The 19,133-nt window shown below is 69.6% G+C and carries 14 protein-coding genes and 1 pseudogene; 9 read left to right on the forward strand and 6 right to left on the reverse strand.

Going from position 1 to position 19,133, the window contains the following annotated elements:
- The first annotated feature begins 298 nt into the window (after positions 1-298).
- Positions 299-613, forward strand: a complete 315-nt coding sequence (locus Q8Q88_RS10275) for a helix-turn-helix transcriptional regulator (protein WP_305675100.1) — start codon at positions 299-301, stop codon at positions 611-613.
- Entirely contained in the window at positions 610-1,029 is a 420-nt protein-coding gene (locus tag Q8Q88_RS10280; protein ID WP_305675101.1) for an SRPBCC domain-containing protein, read from the forward strand. The genes Q8Q88_RS10275 and Q8Q88_RS10280 overlap by 4 nt, the downstream gene beginning before the upstream one ends.
- Here the strand turns inward: Q8Q88_RS10280 and eda are convergent.
- The 4 genes from eda to pgl are packed head-to-tail and all read right to left on the reverse strand — an operon-like array spanning position 1,026 to position 5,138.
- On the reverse strand, positions 1,026-1,658 hold the full coding sequence (gene eda / locus Q8Q88_RS10285; RefSeq protein WP_305675102.1) for a bifunctional 4-hydroxy-2-oxoglutarate aldolase/2-dehydro-3-deoxy-phosphogluconate aldolase: 633 nt from the start codon (positions 1,656-1,658) through the stop codon (positions 1,026-1,028). The two genes, Q8Q88_RS10280 and eda, sit on opposite strands and share 4 nt — an antisense overlap.
- Positions 1,655-2,632: a glucokinase gene (gene glk / locus Q8Q88_RS10290; protein ID WP_305675103.1), complete on the reverse strand. Its 978-nt coding sequence runs from the start codon at positions 2,630-2,632 to the stop codon at positions 1,655-1,657. Before glk ends, eda begins: the two co-directional genes overlap by 4 nt.
- The gene (edd, locus tag Q8Q88_RS10295; RefSeq protein ID WP_305675104.1) at positions 2,629-4,449 is read right to left on the reverse strand and encodes a phosphogluconate dehydratase; all 1,821 of its coding nucleotides are present in this window, start codon (positions 4,447-4,449) and stop codon (positions 2,629-2,631) included. The genes glk and edd overlap by 4 nt, the downstream gene beginning before the upstream one ends.
- A 14-nt stretch (positions 4,450-4,463) precedes the next feature.
- On the reverse strand, positions 4,464-5,138 hold the full coding sequence (pgl, locus tag Q8Q88_RS10300; protein ID WP_305675105.1) for a 6-phosphogluconolactonase: 675 nt from the start codon (positions 5,136-5,138) through the stop codon (positions 4,464-4,466).
- 167 nt (positions 5,139-5,305) lie between these two features.
- On the opposite strand from pgl, the gene Q8Q88_RS10305 reads away from it, so the two are divergent.
- Complete coding sequence (locus Q8Q88_RS10305) at positions 5,306-6,370, forward strand: glycosyltransferase family 4 protein (protein WP_305675106.1); 1,065 nt, start codon at positions 5,306-5,308, stop codon at positions 6,368-6,370.
- A 12-nt stretch (positions 6,371-6,382) separates the two neighbouring features.
- Complete coding sequence (locus Q8Q88_RS10310; RefSeq protein ID WP_305675107.1) at positions 6,383-8,533, forward strand: glycogen debranching N-terminal domain-containing protein; 2,151 nt, start codon at positions 6,383-6,385, stop codon at positions 8,531-8,533.
- A gap of 184 nt (positions 8,534-8,717) precedes the next feature.
- On the opposite strand, the gene pyk is transcribed toward Q8Q88_RS10310, so the two are convergent.
- Positions 8,718-10,136: a pyruvate kinase gene (gene pyk, locus Q8Q88_RS10315; RefSeq protein WP_305675108.1), complete on the reverse strand. Its 1,419-nt coding sequence runs from the start codon at positions 10,134-10,136 to the stop codon at positions 8,718-8,720.
- A gap of 134 nt (positions 10,137-10,270) precedes the next feature.
- On the opposite strand from pyk, the gene Q8Q88_RS10320 reads away from it, so the two are divergent.
- Entirely contained in the window at positions 10,271-12,082 is a 1,812-nt protein-coding gene (locus tag Q8Q88_RS10320) for a glycoside hydrolase family 15 protein (RefSeq protein WP_305675109.1), read from the forward strand.
- A 55-nt stretch (positions 12,083-12,137) separates the two neighbouring features.
- Here Q8Q88_RS10320 and zwf read toward each other — a convergent pair whose 3' ends face one another.
- Complete coding sequence (gene zwf / locus Q8Q88_RS10325; RefSeq protein ID WP_305675110.1) at positions 12,138-13,607, reverse strand: glucose-6-phosphate dehydrogenase; 1,470 nt, start codon at positions 13,605-13,607, stop codon at positions 12,138-12,140.
- Between the two features lie 161 nt (positions 13,608-13,768).
- Between zwf and otsB the strand changes: the two genes are divergently transcribed.
- The 4 genes and pseudogenes from otsB to Q8Q88_RS10345 all read left to right on the forward strand — a co-directional run bounded on the left by otsB (position 13,769) and on the right by Q8Q88_RS10345 (position 19,112).
- Complete coding sequence (otsB, locus tag Q8Q88_RS10330) at positions 13,769-14,521, forward strand: trehalose-phosphatase (protein ID WP_305675111.1); 753 nt, start codon at positions 13,769-13,771, stop codon at positions 14,519-14,521.
- Positions 14,518-15,879: pseudogene (locus tag Q8Q88_RS10335) on the forward strand (trehalose-6-phosphate synthase); the annotation flags it as partial. The gene otsB and the pseudogene Q8Q88_RS10335, both read left to right, overlap by 4 nt.
- Positions 15,880-15,952: 73 nt before the next feature.
- Positions 15,953-18,532, forward strand: coding sequence for a DNA ligase D (gene ligD / locus Q8Q88_RS10340; RefSeq protein ID WP_371129842.1), 2,580 nt, complete (start codon positions 15,953-15,955; stop codon positions 18,530-18,532).
- 112 nt (positions 18,533-18,644) lie between these two features.
- Entirely contained in the window at positions 18,645-19,112 is a 468-nt protein-coding gene (locus Q8Q88_RS10345; RefSeq protein WP_305675113.1) for an RcnB family protein, read from the forward strand.
- Positions 19,113-19,133: the final 21 nt, after the last annotated feature.

Here is a 19,133-nt window from a genome sequence, read left to right on the forward strand (position 1 = left end):
CTGACAGCCGACCGCCAGAGCAAGCCGGGAGGACGAAACGAGCTCCAGAGCGGAGCGACGCCAAGGGAGGGCGTGGAACACGGCGCCGATTCTGTAGCAGCGGCCACCTCAACGGACCGACTGCGATTTCAACCGAGCCGACCCACACCCAGCTGACCCCATCAAGCGCCAAACGAGCGCGTAGAGAACGCAGACACCCGACCGCGCCGATCAGCTCAGGACTGAGCAGCCGCCTATTGACCCATCGGCGTTGACTCGCCTGTTGGCTTGGGATGTTATTCACCCATAGGGGTGAATAATGCAGCTCCACGACACCTTGACCGCCCTGGCCGACCCCACCCGCCGCGCCATCCTGGCGCGGCTGGGGGCGGGCGAGGCGCGGGTGACGGATCTGGCCGCGCCGTTCGACATCTCGCTGAACTCGGTCTCCAAGCACATCCGCATCCTGGAGCGGGCCGACCTCGTGCGCCGCCGGAGGGCCGGGCGCGAGCACCTGCTGTCGTTCAATCCACAGCCCCTGGACGCGGCCATGGCCTGGATCGAGGGCCAGCGGGCCCTGATGACCCGGCAGCTCAACGCCCTGGAGGCGGCTCTCAAGGAGGCCAAGCCATGACCCAGACCGTTTCCGTGACCCGCCGGTTCGACGCGACGCCGGAACAGGTGTTCGACGCCTGGCTCGACCCGACGATCGCGGCGAAGTTCCTGTTCGCCACGGCGACCGGCGAGATCGTCAAGGTGGAGATCGACCCCAGGGTCGGCGGCGGCTTCCTGATCGTCGACAGGCGGCCGGACGTGGGCGAGGCCTCACACTACGGGACCTATCTGGAGATCGACCGGCCAAGGCGCCTGGTGTTCGACTTCTCGGTGGAGGCCTACGGCAAGGACACCACCCGGGTGACCGTGGAAATCCGCCCGGCCGGCGACGGCTGCGAGCTGATCCTCACCCACGAAGATATCGCGGCTGAATACGTCGAGCGCACCAAGGGCGGCTGGACGATGATCCTGGAGGGGTTGGCCAACGCGCTCTAAACCACCGCCACCGGGGTCTTGCCGAGCCGGGAGGCGGCCCTGGCGAGGGCCGTGATGCGGCCCCAGTCGCCGGACTGGACCGCGTCGCGGGGCGCGACCCAGCTGCCGCCCACGCAGATCACGTTGGGCTGGACCAGGTAGTCCGGCGCATTGTTCAGGTCGACCCCGCCGGTCGGGCAGAAGGTCGCCTGCGGGAAGGGGCTGGCGAAGGCCTTCAGCGCGCCCACGCCGCCGACGATATTGGCCGGGAAGAGCTTGAAGTGGGTGAAGCCGGCCCGCAGGCCCCACATGAGCTCGGTGGCCGTGGCGATGCCCGGCAGCAGCGGCAGGGGCCCGTCGGCGCCCTCCCCCTCGATCAGGCCGGGGCTGACCCCGAACCGGGCGCCGTTGTCGGCCGCCGCCTGGCGGGCCGCGGCCGTGGTCACGGTGCCGACCCCGACAACGGCCTCGGGGACCTCGCCGGCGATGCGCCGCACGCAATCCAGGGCCACCGGTGTACGCAGGGTGACTTCCAGGGCATAGAGGCCGCCCGCCACCAGGGCCTTGGCGAGGGGCACGGCGTGCGCCTCCTCCTCGATGATCAGGACCGGCACCACGGGCGCCAACTTCAGGATCTCGGCGAGGGTCAAAGGCGGTTTCCTTCCAGCTGTTCCAGGACGCGGGCCGCTCCGACCAGGGCCGCATAGGGATGCACGATCAACGAGGTCGGGATGTCGCGGGTATAGTCCGAAAGCCGGCCCTTGTCCTCGAACCGGCGACGGAAGCCGCCCGAGGCCAGGCGATCGGCCATGCGCGGGGCGATGCCGCCCGAGACATAGACCCCGCCGCGCGCGCCGCAGGTGAGCGCCATATCCCCGGCCACCGAGCCGAGGATCTCGCAGAAGCGGTCCAGGGTCTCCTCGGCCAGCAGGTCGCCGCCCGCCTGGCCCGCAGCCAGCACGGCCTTCTCGTCCCGCAGATCGGCGGCCACGCCACGCACGTCGGCCAGGCCGCGATAGAGGGCATGGAGCCCCGGGCCCGACAGGATGCGCTCGATGGAGACCCGCCCGTGGGTGCGACGCAGGCTGGCCCAGATGGCGGCCTCGATCCCGTCATAGGGGGCGAAGCCGGCGTGCCCGCCCTCGCTGGAGATCGGAATGTCGCCGCGCTCGGTGCGCACCACCATGGAGACGCCGAAGCCGGTGCCGGCCCCCAGCACCACCACCGGCGCGCCCTCCGCGCCTTTTAGCGCCGGGCCGATCACCCGCAGATCGTCGGCGTCCATCACCGGGGCCGCCAGGGCCTGGGCGGCGAAGTCGTTGATCAGCTTGGCGGCGTGGAACTCGAAGGTCCCGATCAACTCGCCCTCGGAGACCCGCCAGTCGAGGTTGGTGAACTCGATCTCGCCGTCGACCACGGGCCCGGCCACGGCCAGCACCGCCTTGTCGGGGCGCTGGCGGCCGGCGGTGGTCTCCAGATATTCGGCGATCACCTCGCTGAGGGCGCCGTACTCCGCCGCCGGATAGGTCTTCGGATTGCGAATGCGGCCGGTGTTGTCGACCAGGGCAAGGCGGGCGTTGGTGCCGCCGACATCGCCGACCAGGCCGGTATAGACGGTCTTCACGCGGCGTCTCCGAACAGGGCGCAGGCGCCGGCCTCGGCGGGGCCCGCGGCCCGGCGCATCCAGCCGAACAGCTCGCGGCCATAGCCGAATCCGGCGGGCGGGGTGGGCGCGGCGGCGCGGGCCGAGAGCTCCGGCGGATCGACCAGAATTTCAAGTTCGCCGGTGTGGCCGTTGAGGCGGATGACGTCGCCGTCCCGCACATTGGCCAGCACGCCGCCCATGGCGGCCTCCGGGGTCACATGGATGGCCGCCGCGACCTTGCCCGAGGCGCCCGACATCCGCCCGTCGGTGACCAGCGCCACCTTGAAGCCCTTGTCCTGCAGAACGCCCAGCACCGGGGTCAGGCTGTGCAGCTCCGGCATGCCGTTGGCGCGCGGGCCCTGGAAGCGGACCACGGCGATGAAGTCGCGGTTGAGCTCGCCGCGCTTGTGGGCGGCCAGCAGGTCGTCCTGGTCGTCGAACACCAGGGCCGGTGCCTCGACCACCAGGTTCTCGGGCTTGACCGCCGAGGTCTTGATGACCGCCCGGCCGAGGCCTCCCTTCAGCAGGCGCAGACCGCCCTCCGGCTGGAAGGGGTCGGAGACCGGGCGAAGGATGTCGGGGTTCAGGCTCTGGGCGGTCCCGTCGCGCCACACCAGTTCGCCATGCTCCAGGAAGGGCTCCTGCTGGTAGCGGCGCAGGCCGGGTCCGGCGACGGTGGTCACGTCGTCGTGCGCCAGGCCCGCGTCCAGCAGTTCGCGCACCACGAAGGCCATGCCGCCGGCGGCGTGAAAGGCGTTCACGTCCTCGCTGCCGTTCGGATAGACCCGCGCCAGCAGCGGCGTCACCCCCGAGAGCTCGTCGAAGTCGGACCAGTCGATCAGCACGCCCGCGGCGCGGGCCATGGCGACCAGGTGCAGCGTGTGGTTGGTCGAGCCGCCGGTGGCCAGCAGCCCGGCCAGGGCGTTGACGATGGCCTTGGCGTCCACCACCGCGGCCATCGGCGTGTAGGCGTTGGTCCCCTGGGCGATCTCGACGGCGCGCTTGGGGGCATGGGCCACCAGGGCGTCACGCAGGGGCGTGTTGGGATGGATGAAGGCCGAGCCCGGCAGGTGCAGGCCCATCATCTCCATCATCATCTGGTTGGAGTTGGCGGTGCCGTAGAAGGTGCAGGTCCCCGGCCCGTGATAGGACTTCATCTCGACGTCGAGCAGCTCGTCGCGCGTGGCCTTGCCCTCGGCGAACAGGCCGCGCACTCGGGCCTTTTCGGCGTTGGAAAGGCCGCTGCTCATGGGTCCGCCGGGGACGAAGATCACCGGCAGGTGACCGAAGGCCAGGGCCCCGATGGTCAGGCCGGGCACGATCTTGTCGCAGATCCCCAGCAGCAGGGCGGCGTCGAAGGCGTCGTGGGTCAGGGCGACGGCCGTCGACATGGCGATGACGTCGCGGGAGAACAGCGACAGCTCCATCCCCGGCCGGCCTTGCGTCACGCCATCGCACATGGCGGGCACCCCGCCGGCGAACTGGGCCGTGGCGCCCACCTCCTCCGCCCCGGCCTTGATCAGGTCGGGGAAGCGCTCCAGCGGCTGGTGGGCCGAGAGCATGTCGTTATAGGCCGAGACGATGGCCACGTTGGGCGCGGTGGGATTGCGCATCCGCTGCTTGTCCTCGTCCGGCGAGGCGGCGAAGGCGTGGGCCCAGTTGGCGCAGGAGAGCTTGGCGCGGCCGGGGCCTTGGTGGCGGGCGGCCTCCATGCGGGCCAGATAGTCGGTGCGCGCCTCGCGGCTGCGCTCGACGATGCGTTCGGTGACGGCGGCGGTGACGGGATGGAGGGACATGGCGGCTCTCGAACTCACGGCGTCCAGAGGATGCGAACGGGCGCTTTAGCCTGTTCCAGCAGGGCGTGCACGGGAAGACCGGCGCCGTCCTCGACGATCGCCCGCTTCGTCTCGCCGGAGATCAGGATCAGGGTGGCGCGCGCCCGCAGCAGGGCGGGCATGGTCATGGTGATCCGCGCCACCGGCGGGGAGCCGACGCCGGCCGGAACGCCCAGCAGCAGGCGGTCGCCGGCCGGATCCATGCCGGCCTCGATCACCGGGCTGCCGGGGATCAGCGAGGCCACGTGGCCATCCTCGCCCATGCCCAGCAGCAGCATGTCGTAGGAGCCCAGGGCCGCGATTTCGGGCTCGGCCAGGTCGGCGGCGGCTTGCGGGCTCTCGGCAGGCCGCGACAGCGGCACGAAGCGCGCCGCGGCGGCGGCCTCGACCAGCAGCCGCTCGCGCACCAGGCGTTCGTTGGAGTCCGGCGAGGTCGCGGGCAGGAAGCGATCGTCCGACAGGGTGACGGCCACCCGGCTCCAATCCAGCCGCGACCGGCAGAGCTGGTCATAGACCGGCGCGGGCGAACGGCCGCCGGTGGCCACCAGGCTGGCGCCGCCGCGATGGTCGATGGCTGAGAGCAGGGCCGCGTGCGCGGCGGTCGCGGCGGCGGCGGCGAGGGCGGCGGGAGTCGGGAAGGTCTCGATCATGGTCCGCCCTTAACGCCTGTGGGCGACAAACGCCGCCGCAATTCGCCTGTCGCGCGAGAATTCGACGCCGCAGTGCGGAACAATCCCCCCGGGTTGGGAGCTATGCCTGTGGCCCGTTCGACACGTGGCCTGTTGAGGGGGCTTGCCCGCATCGTCTGGAGCACACCATGAGGATCGCTCAGGTTCCGCCACTCTATGAGGCCGTCCCGCCCAAGTTCTATGGCGGCACGGAGCGGGTGGTGGCGCATCTGACCGACGCCCTGGTGGAGCTGGGCCACGAGGTCACCCTGTTCGCCAGCGCCGAGGCCCAGACCAAGGCGCGGCTGGTGTCGGTCCGCGACCAGGCGATCCGCCTGGACCCGGCGACCCTTAAGTCGGACCTCGCCGCCCACATCACCCAGCTCACCGAAGTGCGCCGGCGCGCGGCGGAATTCGACGTCATCCACTTCCACACCGACATGATGCACTTCCCGTTCTTCGAGGCCATGCCGGGCAAGACGCTCACCACCCTGCACGGTCGCCTGGACCTGAAGGACCTGCCGGACGTCTACCGACGCTGGCGGCAGTTCCCGCTGGTCTCGATCTCCGACGACCAGAGGCGGCCGATCCCCTTCGCCAACTGGGCGGGCACGGTGCACCACGGCATGAGCGCCGAGCTCTACCGACCAAGCTACGAGCCCGGCGACTACCTGGCATTCCTGGGGCGGATCTCGCCGGAAAAGCGCCCAGACCGCGCCGTCGCCATCGCCAAGCGGCTGGGCATGCGCCTGAAGATCGCCGCCAAGGTCGACGCCGCCGACCTGCGCTACTACCAGGAGAAGATCGAACCGCTGATCCTGTCCGAGCCCCTGGTCGAATACATCGGCGAGATCGGCGACGCGGAGAAGTCGGCCTTCCTGGGCGGGGCCGCTGCCCTGTTATTCCCCATCGACTGGCCAGAACCCTTCGGCCTGGTGATGATCGAGGCCATGGCCTGTGGAACGCCGGTGGTGGCCTATGCCTGCGGGTCGGTGCCCGAGGTGATCGAGGACGGGGTCACCGGCTATATCGTCCATGACGAGGACGAGGCCGTGGCGGCGGTGACGCGCGCCGTGGACTTGAACCGCCGGGAGGTGAGGCGCAGATTCGAGTATCGGTTCTCGGCGACAGCCATGGCCCGGCGGTATCTCGACCTCTATGCGGACGCCAGGATCTCCGCCCCGCCGAACGTCGCGCTCGCCGCGAACGGCTGAGGACAGAGGCAGATGGACGACCTCGCGCCGGCCCCGGACGCGCCCGTCGAGCACGGCGAAACCCACGAGCCCCGCGTCCCGCACCGGTTGTTCGCGCTGAAAGACAAGGACACCTTCGTGGTGTGCGACGCCTTCGGCGACATCCTGGGCGCCGGCGACGGCCTGTTCCACAACGACACCCGCATCCTGTCGCGGTTCCGGCTGCTGCTGGCCGGGCAGCCCCCGTCCCTGCTGTCGGCGGCGATCGCCCAGGACAACGTCTTCTTCACCTCGAACGGCGCCAACCAGGCCCTGCCCTATCCCGGCGGCCCCATGGGCCCGCCCGGCGTGCTGCACGTGGAGCGCAAGCGGTTCCTGTGGGAGGAGCGGCTGTACGAGCGGATCACCTGCTTCAACTATAGCCGCGACGTGGTGCTGCTGCCCCTGTCGTTGGAGTTCGGCGCGGACTTCCACGACATGTTCGAGGTGCGCGGCATGAAGCGCCCCAAGCGGGGCTATCAGCGAGCGGCCGAGGTGGATGGCCGCTCGGTGCGCTACCGCTATGAGGGGCTCGACGCCGTCGAGCGGACCAGCGTCATCACATTCTCCGACCCGCCCGGGCGGCTGGGACCGCACCGGGCCGACTACATGTACTCCCTGCAGCCCGAGGGTCGGCTGGAGCTCTATCTGGAGATCGGATCGGACGGCGGCCATATCCCTAGCAAGGAGCGCTTCCGCGACGCGGCGGCCCGCGCGCGCTGGGACATGCGGGCGCGGCGGCGGCACGGCGCGCGGCTGCGGACCTCCGGGCGACTGTTCAACGAGTGGCTGGAGAAATCCAAGGCCGACCTCGCCCTGCTAACAACCCGCATGGAGACCGGTCCCTATCCCTATGCCGGCATCCCCTGGTTCTCGACGGCCTTTGGGCGCGACGCGATCATCACCGCCTGGCAGATCCTGTGGTTCGAGCCCAGCCTGGCCAAGGGGGTGCTGACCTACCTCGCCGCCCACCAGGCCGAGGAGGTCTCCTCGTTCCGTGACTCCGCCCCCGGGAAGATCATGCACGAGACCCGCAAGGGCGAGATGCCAGCCTTGGGCGAGGTGCCGTTCGGCCGCTATTACGGCGGGGTCGACACCACGCCGCTGTTCGTGGCCCTGGCCGGCGCCTATGCCGAGCGAACCGGCGACTTCGCCCTGATCGAGGACCTGTGGCCGGCCCTGAAGGCGGCGACAGCCTGGATGGAGCACTATGGCGACACCAACGCCGACGGGTTGATCGACTACAAGCGCGGCCAGGACTCCGGCCTCTCCAACCAGGGCTGGAAGGATTCGGAGGACAGCGTCTTCCATAAGGACGGCCGGTTTCCCGATGGTCCCATCGCCCTGGTGGAGGTGCAGGGCTACGCCTTCAACGCCTTCCGGACCATGGCCTGCTTCGCCCGCCGCAAGGACGACATCCCGTGCGCCGAGCGCTGGGCGGCCCGCGCCGAACAGATCCGCGAGGCGGTCGAGCGGCTGTTCTGGATGGAGGACCAGGGCTATTACGGCATCGCCATCGACGGCGAGGGCGAGCTCTGCGAGGTGCTGTCCTCCAACCCCGGCCACCTGCTGTTCTCCGGCCTGCCGTCCCCCGACCGGGCGCGTCGGGTGACCAAGCGGATCCTGTCGGCGGCGTTCGATTCCGGCTGGGGGGTGCGGACGCTCGGCATAGGCCAGCCGCGCTTCAATCCGATGAGCTATCACAACGGATCGGTCTGGCCGCACGACACCGCGCTCTGCGCCATGGGCCTGTCGCTCTACGGCGAGCGCGAGGGGGTGGTGTCGCTGACCTCGGCCCTGTTCGAAACCGCCAACAATTACGAGATGCGCCTGCCCGAGCTGTTCTGCGGCTTCCCGCGGATGGCCGGCGAGCCGCCGGTGGCCTATCCGGTGGCCTGCCTGCCCCAGGCCTGGGCGGCGGGGTCGGTGTTCATGATGGTCCAGGCGTGCCTCGGCATCCACATCGACGGCGCCAAGGGCGAGGTCGATGTCCGCGACCCGCATCTGCCGATCGGTATCGACCGGTTCTGGATCGAGGGCCTTAGGATCGGCGACGCCAGGATCGATCTGGGCTTCGAGCGCGTCGGCCCGCGGATCGAGGTCCACGCCCGTGGCGGCGCGGGCGTGCCCGTCCGGGTGCGCTAGTCGTTTGCTGACAAGGGCCCAGGATCACAGATCCTCCCCCAGCGCGCAGCGCGGTTTGGGGGAGGTGGCGCTCGGAGTGAAGCGGAGAGCGACGGAGGGGGTTGAAGCGCGCGAAGGCGAGTCAAAGTCCCCCACAGTCGGCGTCGCCGACAGCTACCCCAAAGGGGGTGCATCTGTTAAGCGATTAGCGGCGCGGGGTGTGGGCGAGCCGCAGGATATTGGCCGCGCCGGGCGAGCCCATGGGCAGGCCCGCCAGGATCAGCACCCGCTGGCCCGGACCGGCCAGGCCCATCTCAACGGCTTGCTCCACCGCCGCTCGGGCGAGATCCTCGGGGTCGGAGATCAGGTCAGTCACCTTGGACTCCACGCCCCAGACCAGGGCCAGCTTGCGCGCCGCCGCCACGTACGGGGTCAAGGCCAGGATCGGCTGCAGCGGCCGTTCGCGGGCCATCCGCAGGGCGGTCTGGCCGGTGGTGGTGAAGGTCACCAGGCAGGCGGTGGAGGCGGCCTCCGCCGCGCGGCGGGCGGCGGCCACCAGGGCGTCGGCGTCGGCGTCCTCCACCGGATATTCCGCCCGCATCAGCTCGCTCCAGCGCGGGTCGTGCTCCACCCGAGCGAGGATTCGGTCCATGATGGTGACGGCTTCCACCGGATAGTCGCCCACCGCGCTTTCGGCCGAGAGCATGACCGCGTCGGCGCCCTCATAGACCGCGCCGGCCACGTCGGAGGCCTCGGCGCGCGTTGGGGTCGGCGAGTGGATCATCGATTCCAGCATCTGAGTGGCCACGATCACCGGGATGCCGCGGGTGCGCGCCGCCCGGATCAGGGCCTTCTGCACCACCGGAACGTCCTCGGGATTGAGCTCCACCCCCAGGTCGCCGCGGGCCACCATCACCGCCTGGCAAAGGTCGAGGATCTCGTCCAGGGCCTCCAGGGCGGCGGGCTTCTCGATCTTGGCCAGCACGCTGGCGCGGCCCTGGACGATCTGGCGCAGCTCGGCCATGTCCGAGGCCCGCTGGACGAAGGAGAGCGCCACCCAGTCGACGCCCTCATTGAGCGCGAAGGCCAGGTCCTCGCGGTCCTTGGGCGTCAGGGCCGGGATCGGGATGGCCAGGCCCGGCAGGTTGAGGCCCTTGTGGTCGGAGAGGCTGTCGCCCGAAACCACCACCGTGTCGGCGAAGTCGCGCCCGCAGCGGCGGACCTTCAGCCGCACCTTGCCGTCGTCAAGCAGGATGTCGGCGTCCGGCCGCAAGGCGGCGAACACCTCGGCCAGGGGCACGCCCACGCGACTGGCGTCGCCGGGCGCGTCGGACAGGTCGAGGCGGAAGTCCTGGCCGGGCTTCAGCCGCACCGTCCTGTCGGCGAACTCGCCCAGGCGGATCTTCGGGCCCTGCAGATCGGCCAGCACCGCCAGCGGCCGGCCGACCACGGCCTCGGCCTCGCGGACGTCGGCGATGGTCCGGGCATGGTCGCCATGGGCGCCGTGGCTGAAGTTGACCCGGAACACATCGGCGCCGGCGCGGGCGAGTTCGGCGATCTTCGCCACCCCCCGACTGGCGGGGCCGAGGGTCGCGACAATGCGGGCTCGGCGGTCGCGGATCATCCTAGGCTCCTTGGGAACGGTAACCGGTGTCATGACGCACAGGTAGCACGAGGCGATTCGGATCGCAGACTATCAAACCACGCACGCATGGTGTCTCCCTTGAACCGTTCATGCCGCTGGCGGATTCCTGACCAATGACCCAGACCCTCGACCTGTTCCCTATCGGCAACTGCGCGGCAAGCGCCTTGATCGACCGCGCCGGGCGGTTCGTCTGGGCCTGCGCGCCCCGGGTCGACGGGGATCCGATGTTCTCGGCCCTGCTGGGCGGTCGCGATCCCGACGAGGACCCCGAGGCCCAGGGACTCTGGGCGGTGGAGCTGGAGCACCAGGCCAGCGTCCGCCAGAGCTATCTGCGCAACACTCCAATCCTCTTGACCGAGATCACCGACAAGTCGGGCGCCGTGGTCCAGGTGATCGACTTCTGCCCGCGCTATCGCCAGTTCGGACGGGTCTACCGGCCGATGGCCTTCATCCGCATCGTGCGGCCGCTGACGGGCACGGCCAGTATCCGGGTGCGCCTGCGCCCCACCGTCAACTGGGGCCAGACGCCGCTCGCGCGGACCTCCGGCTCCAACCACGTCCGCTATGTGGGCGGGGAGATGACCCTGCGGATGACCACCGACGCCCCGGTGGGCCATGTCGAACACGAGCGGCTGTTCCGGCTGGAAGAGCCCGTCGCCATGTTCCTCGGCCCCGACGAGGGCTTCGATTCCGACCTCGCCACCACCGCCGAGCGGATGCTGAAGGAGACCACCGACTATTGGCGCGGCTGGGTGCGCACGCTCTCGGTGCCGCTGGAGTGGCAGGAGGCGGTGATCCGCGCGGCGATCACACTCAAGCTCTGCGCCCACGAGGAGACCGGCGCCATCGTCGCGGCCCTGACCACCTCGATCCCCGAGCACCCGCCCCACGACGGCCAGCAGGGCCGCAACTGGGACTACCGCTACTGCTGGCTGCGGGACGCCTACTACGTGGTCCAGGCCCTGAACCGGCTGGGCGCCGCCGACCTGCTGGAGAACTACCTCGGCTACCTGCGCAACATCGTCGACCGCTCAAAGGGCGGCCACGTCCAGCCGCTCTACGGGGTCGGGCTGGAGCCCTCGCTCACCGAGCGTTTCGCCGAGCACCTGCCGGGCTATCGCGGCATGGGCCCGGTGCGGCTGGGCAACCAGGCGCACGAACACCTGCAGCATGACGTCTACGGACAGATCGTACTCTCCACGGTGCAGGCCTTCTTCGACGAAAGGCTGTTCCGGCCGGCCACGGTCGACGACTTCTGCAGCCTGGAGCCGGTGGGCGACCGGGCCTTCGAACTGCACGACAAGCCCGACGCCAGCCTCTGGGAGTTCCGCGGCCGCGAGGCGGTGCACACCTATTCGGCGGTGATGTGCTGGGCGGCCTGCGACCGGCTGGGCAATGCGGCGGCCAAGCTCGGCCTGTTGGAACGGGCCGATTTCTGGAACGAACGGGCCGCCAGGGTGCGCCAGACCATCGAGACCCGGGCCTGGAACGCCGAGCTCGGCCGGTTCGCCGCGACTTTCGGCGGCGACGAGCTGGACGCCAGCCTGCTGCAACTGGTCGATGTCCGCTTCGTCAGCCCCGACGACCCGCGCATGGCCGCCACCATCGCAGCGGTGGAGACGGGCCTGCGCCGGGGGTCCTTCATGCTGCGCTACGCCCAGCCCGACGACTTCGGCGAACCCAAGACCGCCTTCAACATCTGCACCTTCTGGCTCATCGAGGTGCTGCACCTGTCGGGCCGCGCGACGGAGGCTCGCGCGCTGTTCACCGAGATGCTGGACCGCCGCACCGCGGCGGGGTTGCTGTCGGAGGACATCGCCTTCGACGGCGGCGAGCTGTGGGGCAACTATCCGCAGACCTATTCCCTGGTGGGGCTGATCAACTGCGCGACCATGCTGTCGAAGCCATGGGCCTCGGTGCGATGATTTTTTTCGCGCCCCGCGAGTTGTCTAGGGCCCGCGCGCGGCGCTCGCGGGCGGCTTAATCGTACCAGGCCCGTTCGGAGCGTTCGATCAGGGCGAAGGCGCCCGAGGGGCCCCAGGATCCGGCCGCATAGGGCTTGGGCGCCATGCCGGATTCCCGCCAGGCGTCGGCCACGCCGTCGATCCATTCCCAGGCCCGCTCCACCTCGTCGCGGCGGACGAACAGGGTGCGGTTGCCGGCGATGACGTCCAGGATCAGCCGCTCATAGGCGATGCGCCGCCGCGCGTTGGGGCCGGAATAGGCCTTGGCCAGGGACAGCGAGAGCGGCAGGGACTGCAGCCGCATGCCACCTTCCGAGAGGCCCGGCGCCTTGTTCATCATCAGCAGCTCGATGTCCTCGTCAGGCTGCAGGTCGATGACCAGCCGGTTGGCCTGCAGGTCGGCCTCCGCCGCGGCGTCGAAGATCGAATGCGGCACGGCCTTGAACTGGATGGCGATCTGGGTGCGTCGCTCGGGGAGCCGCTTGCCGGTGCGCAGGAAGAACGGCACCCCGGCCCAGCGCCAGTTGTCGATATCGGCCCGCAGGGCGACGAAGGTGTCGGTCTCCGACGGCTGGCCGCGCTCGGTCGCGTAGCCCGCGGCGCTCTCGCCGGCCACCACCCCGGCCGTGTACTGGCCGCGCACGCTGACCGCCTGGACGTCGGCGCGGGTCACCGGGCGCAGGGAGCGCAGCACCTTGACCTTCTCGTCGCGGACCGAGTCCGGCTCCATGTCCGACGGCGGCTCCATGGCCACTAGGCACAGGAGCTGCAGCATGTGGTTCTGCACCATGTCGCGCAGGGCGCCGTACTCGTCGTAATAGGGCCAGCGGTCGCCCACGCCTTCCGTCTCGGCCACAGTGATCTGTACGTGGTCGATGGTCAGGTTGTTCCACAGCGGCTCGAACAGGACATTGGCGAAGCGCAGGGCCAGCAGGTTCTGCACCGTCTCCTTGCCGAGATAGTGGTCGATCCGGAAGATGCTCTCCTCGGCGAAGACCTTGGCCACCGCGCCGTTGATCACCTTGGAGCTGGCCAGGTCGCGGCCGATGGGCTTTTCCAGCACGATGCGGGTCTGGGGCGTGGCCAGACCCGCGGCCGCCAGGGCGGCGCAGACGCGGCCATAGATGCTGGGCGACACGGCCAGATAGAAGATCGGGGTCTTGGCCGGGCCGATGACGGCCTTCAGCTCCGCGGCGCCGTCCGGGGTCGTGGCGTCGGCGCCCACATAGTCGAGCCGGGCCTCGAACCGGGCCCAGACCTTGTCGTCAAGTCCCGAGGGGCCCGCGCGGTCGCCGACCGCCTCCTTGACCAGGGCCTTGAAGGCCTCGGGGCTCATTTCGGCCCGCGCGGTAGCGATGACCCGGAAGCCCTCGGCGAGGAATCCGTCGGCGTCCAGGAAGTACAGCGACGGGAACAGCATCTTCTGGGCGAGGTCGCCCGTGCCGCCGAACAGGACGATCACATCGGCGAGAGGCTGCTCGGCCATCGAAGTCACCTTTTCGAGAGATTGCGCTCGAAATGCGCATAGCCGTGTTCGGGGACGCAACGTCAAGCCCTGGTCCGTCGTTCACCACCTGGAACGGGAGGAAATGGATCGATCCACGCTGGCGAGCGTTCCCTTGCCGGTGGGCGCATCCAAAGGATTTCATGAGCATCGCGGAATTGCAGATCGGGCTCGAAGCCCCTCCAGCGCGTCTGACGCTCGCGGGTACGGCCCTGTTCCTGGACCTGGATGGTACCCTGGCGACCATCGCCGAGCGTCCTGAGGACGTGCGTCCCGATCCGCGCCGCACCAACCTGATCGAGCGCCTCTTGCTGGGACTGGACGGTCGCCTGGCCGTGGTCAGCGGCCGGTCGCTGGAGGATATCGACCACATCCTGGAAGGCCGGGTGACCACCGTCGCCGCCATCCACGGCCTGGTCCGCCGCGACGCCTGCGGCGTGGTGGGCCAGGCCGCGCCGCATCCGGCGCTCGGCCAGGCCGCCGCGCGGCTCGCCGAGTTCGCCGCCAGCGACCCGAACCTGCTCATCGAGGACAAGGCGCTCAGCCTCGCCCTGCACTATCGCCAGGCGCCGCACCTAGCCCAGGCGGCCCGAGACCTGGCCCAAGCGATCGCCGACGAGACCGGCCTGGCCTGCCAGCCCGGCGACATGGTGGTGGAACTGCGCACCCCCGGCGCCAGCAAGGGCGACTCCATCCGCGCCTTCATGACCGAACCGCCCTTCGCCGGCGCCATGCCGGTCTTCCTGGGCGACGACCTGACCGACGAGCACGGCTTCTTCGCCGTCAACATCCTGGGCGGCTACGGAGTCCTGGTGGGACCCCAGCGCCGCACCGTGGCGCGCTACATGCTGGCCGACGTCGAGGCCGCCCTGGCCTGGCTGGAGGCCGCGTCATGAGCCGCCTGATCGTCGTCTCCAATCGGGTCAGCCCGCCCAGCGGCAAGGGCGACGAGAGCGTGGGCGGCCTGGCCATGGCGCTCTCGGCGGCGCTGCGCGAATATTCCGGCCTGTGGTTCGGCTGGAGCGGCAAGACCGCGCCGGAATTCACCGGCCAACTCTCGATGCAGATCGCCGACGGGGTGACGGTGGCCACGGTCGACCTCGAGGAAGCCGACCTCAGCGAATATTACAACGGCTATGCCAACAAGACGCTCTGGCCACTGTTCCATTACCGGCAGGACCTGACCGCCTACGACCGCTCGTTCGACGAGGGCTATCAGCGGGTGAACCGCCGGTTCGCCGAGACCCTGCGCCCCCTCATCGAGGAGGGCGACCTGATCTGGATCCACGACTACCACCTGATCCCGCTCGGCCGGGAGTTGAGGGCGCTGGGGATCGAGAACCGGATCGGATTCTTCCTGCACATCCCCTGGCCCGCCCACCAGCTGGTGGCGACCCTGCCGCGCCACAGGCAGTTGGTGGAGGCCCTGTTCGACTACGATTTGGTCGGCTTCCAGACGCCGGAATACCGCCAGGCCTTCGAGGAATACGTGCTGAGCGAGGCGGGCGGCGACATCGTCGACGAGACGCGGCTGCGGGCGTTCGGCAAGGCCGTCCAGGTCGGCGACTTCCCCATCGGCATCGACGCGGTCGAGTTCGCCGAGATGGTGGCGGGCGTGCGGGCCGAGCGCACCTACGGCGTGATGGCGGCCCACACCGCCTTCCGCAAGATGATCGTGGGCGTCGATCGCCTGGACTATTCCAAGGGCCTGGAGGAACGGTTCCTGGGCTTCGAGCGCCTGCTGGCCGACAATCCGCACCTGCGCCGCGAGGTGCTGATGCTGCAGATCGCCCCGGTGAGCCGGGAAGGCGTCGATTCCTACCAGGAGATCCGCGCGCGGCTGGACGCGCTGTCGGGCCGGATCAACGGCGAATATGCCGACATCGACTGGAATCCGGTCCGCTATGTGAACCGCAACTATCGCCGCGACGAGCTGGCAGGGGTCTATCGCGCCGCCAAGGTCGGCCTGGTCACCCCCATGCGCGACGGCATGAACCTAGTGGCCAAGGAGTTCGTGGCCGCCCAGGATCCGGACGATCCCGGCGTGCTGGTGTTGTCGAAGTTCGCCGGCGCCGCCAACCAGATGGGCGAGGCCCTGATCGTCAATCCCAACAGCCCCGAAGAAATCGCCGACGCCCTGAAGCGGGCCTTGAGCATGGGGCTGGCGGAGCGAATCCGCCGCTGGAGCGCTCTGAACGAGGGCGTCCAACGCGACGACGTCACGGCCTGGAGGGACGCCTTCGTCAAGGCGCTCGCCGGGGAAGAAGAACCGCGCAATCCATCCGAAGGCCGACACTATGGCGAACAAGCTCGCCCGCTATCAGTCGATGAGAGACTTCTCCAGGACCTCGGAGCCGAGCGGGAAGCAGACGACCGCACCTTCGGAACGCCTGCGCTACGTGATCCAGAAGCACGCGGCGACCCGCCTCCACTACGACTTCAGGCTGGAACTGGACGGGGTCTTCAAGTCCTGGGCCGTGACCAGGGGACCCTCGCTCGACCCACGCGACCGTAGGCTGGCGGTCGAGGTCGAGGACCATCCGCTCGACTATGGCGACTTCGAGGGCACGATCCCAAAGGGCGCGTACGGTGGCGGTTCGGTCATGCTGTGGGACCGCGGCTATTGGGCGCCCGAGCCGGGGACCGACGCCCATGAGGGCCTGAAGAAGGGCGACCTGAAGATTGTCCTGGAGGGGGAGCGCCTGCACGGCGGCTTCGTCCTGGTGCGGATGAAGAACGACCGCGAGCGCGGCAAGCGCAACAACTGGCTGCTGATCAAGCACCGCGACCAATTCGCCTGCGAGGGCGACGCCGACGCCCTGCTCAAGGACAACGACAACTCCGTGGCCTCTGGCCGCGACATGGAGGCCATCGCCGCCGGCAAGGGCAAGGCGCCCAAGCCGTTCATGAAGCTGCGCAAGGCGAAGGCGGGCGCCAATGATGTCTGGCGGAGCAAGCCCAAGGCCGCCGCGCCGAAGACCGCCGCCAGGCCTCTGAAGGCCGCGCCCGCGCCGAAGCTCAAGGCCGGGCCCATGCCGTCCTTCATCGAGCCGCAGTTCTGCAAGTCCGTCGACCGCCCGCCGCAGGGTCCGGGATGGGGCCACGAGGTGAAGTTCGACGGCTATCGGCTGCAGATCCGGGTGGAGGACGGCAAGGCGGTGATCCGCACCCGCAAGGGCCTGGACTGGACGGCGAAGTTCAAGGCCATCGCGGAGGCGGCGTCGGAGCTTCCGGACGGCATGCTGGACGGCGAGGCCGTGGCCCTGGACCACAACGGCGCGCCCAGCTTCCACGGTCTGCAGGCGGCGTTGTCGGACGGCGACACCGGCGACCTGATCTATTTCGCCTTCGACCTGCTGTTCGCGGACGGCAAGGACCTGCGCCCGCTGTCCCTGCGCGATCGCAAGGCGGCGCTGAAGGCCCTGCTCTCCGATGACGATCCGCGGCTGCGCTATGTCGAACACTTCGAGACCTCGGGCGACGCCGTGCTGCAGTCAGCCTGTCGAATGGAGCTTGAGGGGATTATCTCCAAGCGCCTGGACGCGCCTTACCGCTCGGGCCGCGGCGAGACCTGGACCAAGGCCAAGTGCCGGGCGGGCCATGAGGTGGTGATCGGCGGCTGGACCGGCGAGAAGGGCCAGCTCCGCTCCCTGCTGGTGGGGGTCCATCGCGACGGCAAGCTGGTCCATGTTGGCCGGGTCGGGACGGGCTTCGGCCGTGACGTCGTCGCCCGCGTCCTACCGGCCCTGGAAGCGGTCGCCAGCGGGAAGAGCCCATTCGCCGGACCGGGCGCCCCGCGGAAGGAAGCCAACATCCACTGGGCCAGGCCCGAGTTGGTGGCGGAGATCGAGTTCGCGGGCTTCACTGGCGACGGCAATGTCCGCCAGGCGGCCTTCAAGGGCCTGCGCGCCGACAAGCCGGCGCAGGAGGTGGAGGCCGAGGTTCCCGTCCCGGCGGAGAAGGCCGAACTGGCGCAACCCAAGCCCGCCAAGCGGGGTGTCAAGATGGGCGAGGCGATGGTCCTGGGGGTGCGGATCTCCAGCCCCAACAAGGCGCTGTGGCCCAACTCCGCCGACGATCACCGGCCGGTGACCAAGCTCGACCTCGCCCGGTACCTGGAGGCCGTCGGGCCCTGGATGATGCCGCATATCGAGGGCCGGCCCTGCTCGGTGATCCGCAGCCCCGACGGGATCGGCGGCGAGCAGTTCTTCCAGCGCCATGTGGGCAAGGGCGCCTCCAACCTGATCGAGCAGGTCAAGGTTCTGGGCGACCACAAGCCCTACCAGCAGATCGACCGCATCGAGGGCCTGATCGCCTTCGCCCAGGCCGGGGCGACCGAATACCACCCCTGGAACTGCCGTCCGCATGAGCCGGAGGTCCCGGGCCGCCTGATCTTCGACCTGGATCCCGGGCCGGATGTCGGCTTCGATGATGTGGTCGCCGCGGCCCGCGACGTGCGCGAACGGCTGGAGGAACTGGGCCTGGTCGCCTTCTGCAAGACCACCGGCGGCAAGGGCCTGCACGTGGTCACGCCCCTGGCCAAGCCCAAGGGCAAGCTCGACTGGCCGACCGCCAAGGCCTTCGCCCGCACCCTTTGCGAACGCATGGCCGCCGACGAGCCGGACAGGTACGTGGTCAACATGTCCAAGAAGCTGCGTGGCGGCCGGATCTTCCTCGACTATCTGCGCAATGACCGGCTCTCCACCGCCGTGGCGCCGCTGTCGCCGCGGGCGCGGGATGGGGCGACGGTGTCCTTCCCCCTGACCTGGAGCCAGGTGAAGGCGGGGCTGGATCCCAGGCGCTACACCATCCGCACTGCGCCCGGCCTGCTGAAGAAGACCGCCGCCTGGGCGGGCTACGCCGAGAGCGAGCGGTCGCTGGAGACGGCGATCAAGCGCCTGGGCTGAAACATCGCGGTTTAATTGCGTCGCAGCGATGAACCTGAGCTGAGCCATTCCGTTCAGACCGGGCTCAACCGGGCCCCATCATCATGGCTCCAAGTTCAACAGGAGAGCCGAGATGAAGAAGCTTCTGACCGCCACCATGGCCTTGGCCGTCCTGGCCAGCGCCGGCGCCGCGGGCGCGCAACCCTATGGCGGCGTCCGCCACGATGAGCGTCGGGACGAACAGCGCCACGACCGCCAGGACGAGCGCCGCGATGACCGTCGCGACTACCGGGACGGCCGCCGGGACGATCGCCGGGAATACCGCGCCGAGCGCCGCTATGACCGCCATGTCCAGCGGGCCCACAGGCACTACCGCGCGGCCCAGTACCAGCGTCCGTCGGCCTACCGCTATCACCAGTGGAGCCGTGGCGAGCGGCTGCCCCGCAGCTATCGCGACAGTCGCTATCGGGTCGACTATCGCACCTACGGCCTGCGCGCCCCGCCCCGCGGCTACTACTACACCCGGGTCGACAACGACGTGCTGCTGACCGCGGCCGCCACCGGCCTGATCGCCTCGGTGATCGTGGACCTGTTCCAGTAGGTCGCGCCTTCGAGCGACACG

The organism is Phenylobacterium sp. (assembly GCF_030697925.1).
Lineage (GTDB): Bacteria > Pseudomonadota > Alphaproteobacteria > Caulobacterales > Caulobacteraceae > Phenylobacterium.

Bases quoted from the DNA above. Each gene is read 5' to 3' on its own strand.
- zwf (WP_305675110.1), bottom strand. From the start codon at position 13,607: ATGGCCGAGCAGCCTCTCGCCGATGTGATCGTCCTGTTCGGCGGCACG.
- Q8Q88_RS10320 (WP_305675109.1), top strand. From the start codon at position 10,271: ATGACCCAGACCCTCGACCTGTTCCCTATCGGCAACTGCGCGGCAAGC.
- ligD (WP_371129842.1), top strand. From the start codon at position 15,953: ATGAGAGACTTCTCCAGGACCTCGGAGCCGAGCGGGAAGCAGACGACC.
- pyk (WP_305675108.1), bottom strand. From the start codon at position 10,136: ATGATCCGCGACCGCCGAGCCCGCATTGTCGCGACCCTCGGCCCCGCC.
- otsB (WP_305675111.1), top strand. From the start codon at position 13,769: ATGAGCATCGCGGAATTGCAGATCGGGCTCGAAGCCCCTCCAGCGCGT.
- Q8Q88_RS10345 (WP_305675113.1), top strand. From the start codon at position 18,645: ATGAAGAAGCTTCTGACCGCCACCATGGCCTTGGCCGTCCTGGCCAGC.
- Q8Q88_RS10310 (WP_305675107.1), top strand. From the start codon at position 6,383: ATGGACGACCTCGCGCCGGCCCCGGACGCGCCCGTCGAGCACGGCGAA.
- Q8Q88_RS10275 (WP_305675100.1), top strand. From the start codon at position 299: ATGCAGCTCCACGACACCTTGACCGCCCTGGCCGACCCCACCCGCCGC.
- pgl (WP_305675105.1), bottom strand. From the start codon at position 5,138: ATGATCGAGACCTTCCCGACTCCCGCCGCCCTCGCCGCCGCCGCCGCG.
- edd (WP_305675104.1), bottom strand. From the start codon at position 4,449: ATGTCCCTCCATCCCGTCACCGCCGCCGTCACCGAACGCATCGTCGAG.
- Q8Q88_RS10305 (WP_305675106.1), top strand. From the start codon at position 5,306: ATGAGGATCGCTCAGGTTCCGCCACTCTATGAGGCCGTCCCGCCCAAG.
- Q8Q88_RS10280 (WP_305675101.1), top strand. From the start codon at position 610: ATGACCCAGACCGTTTCCGTGACCCGCCGGTTCGACGCGACGCCGGAA.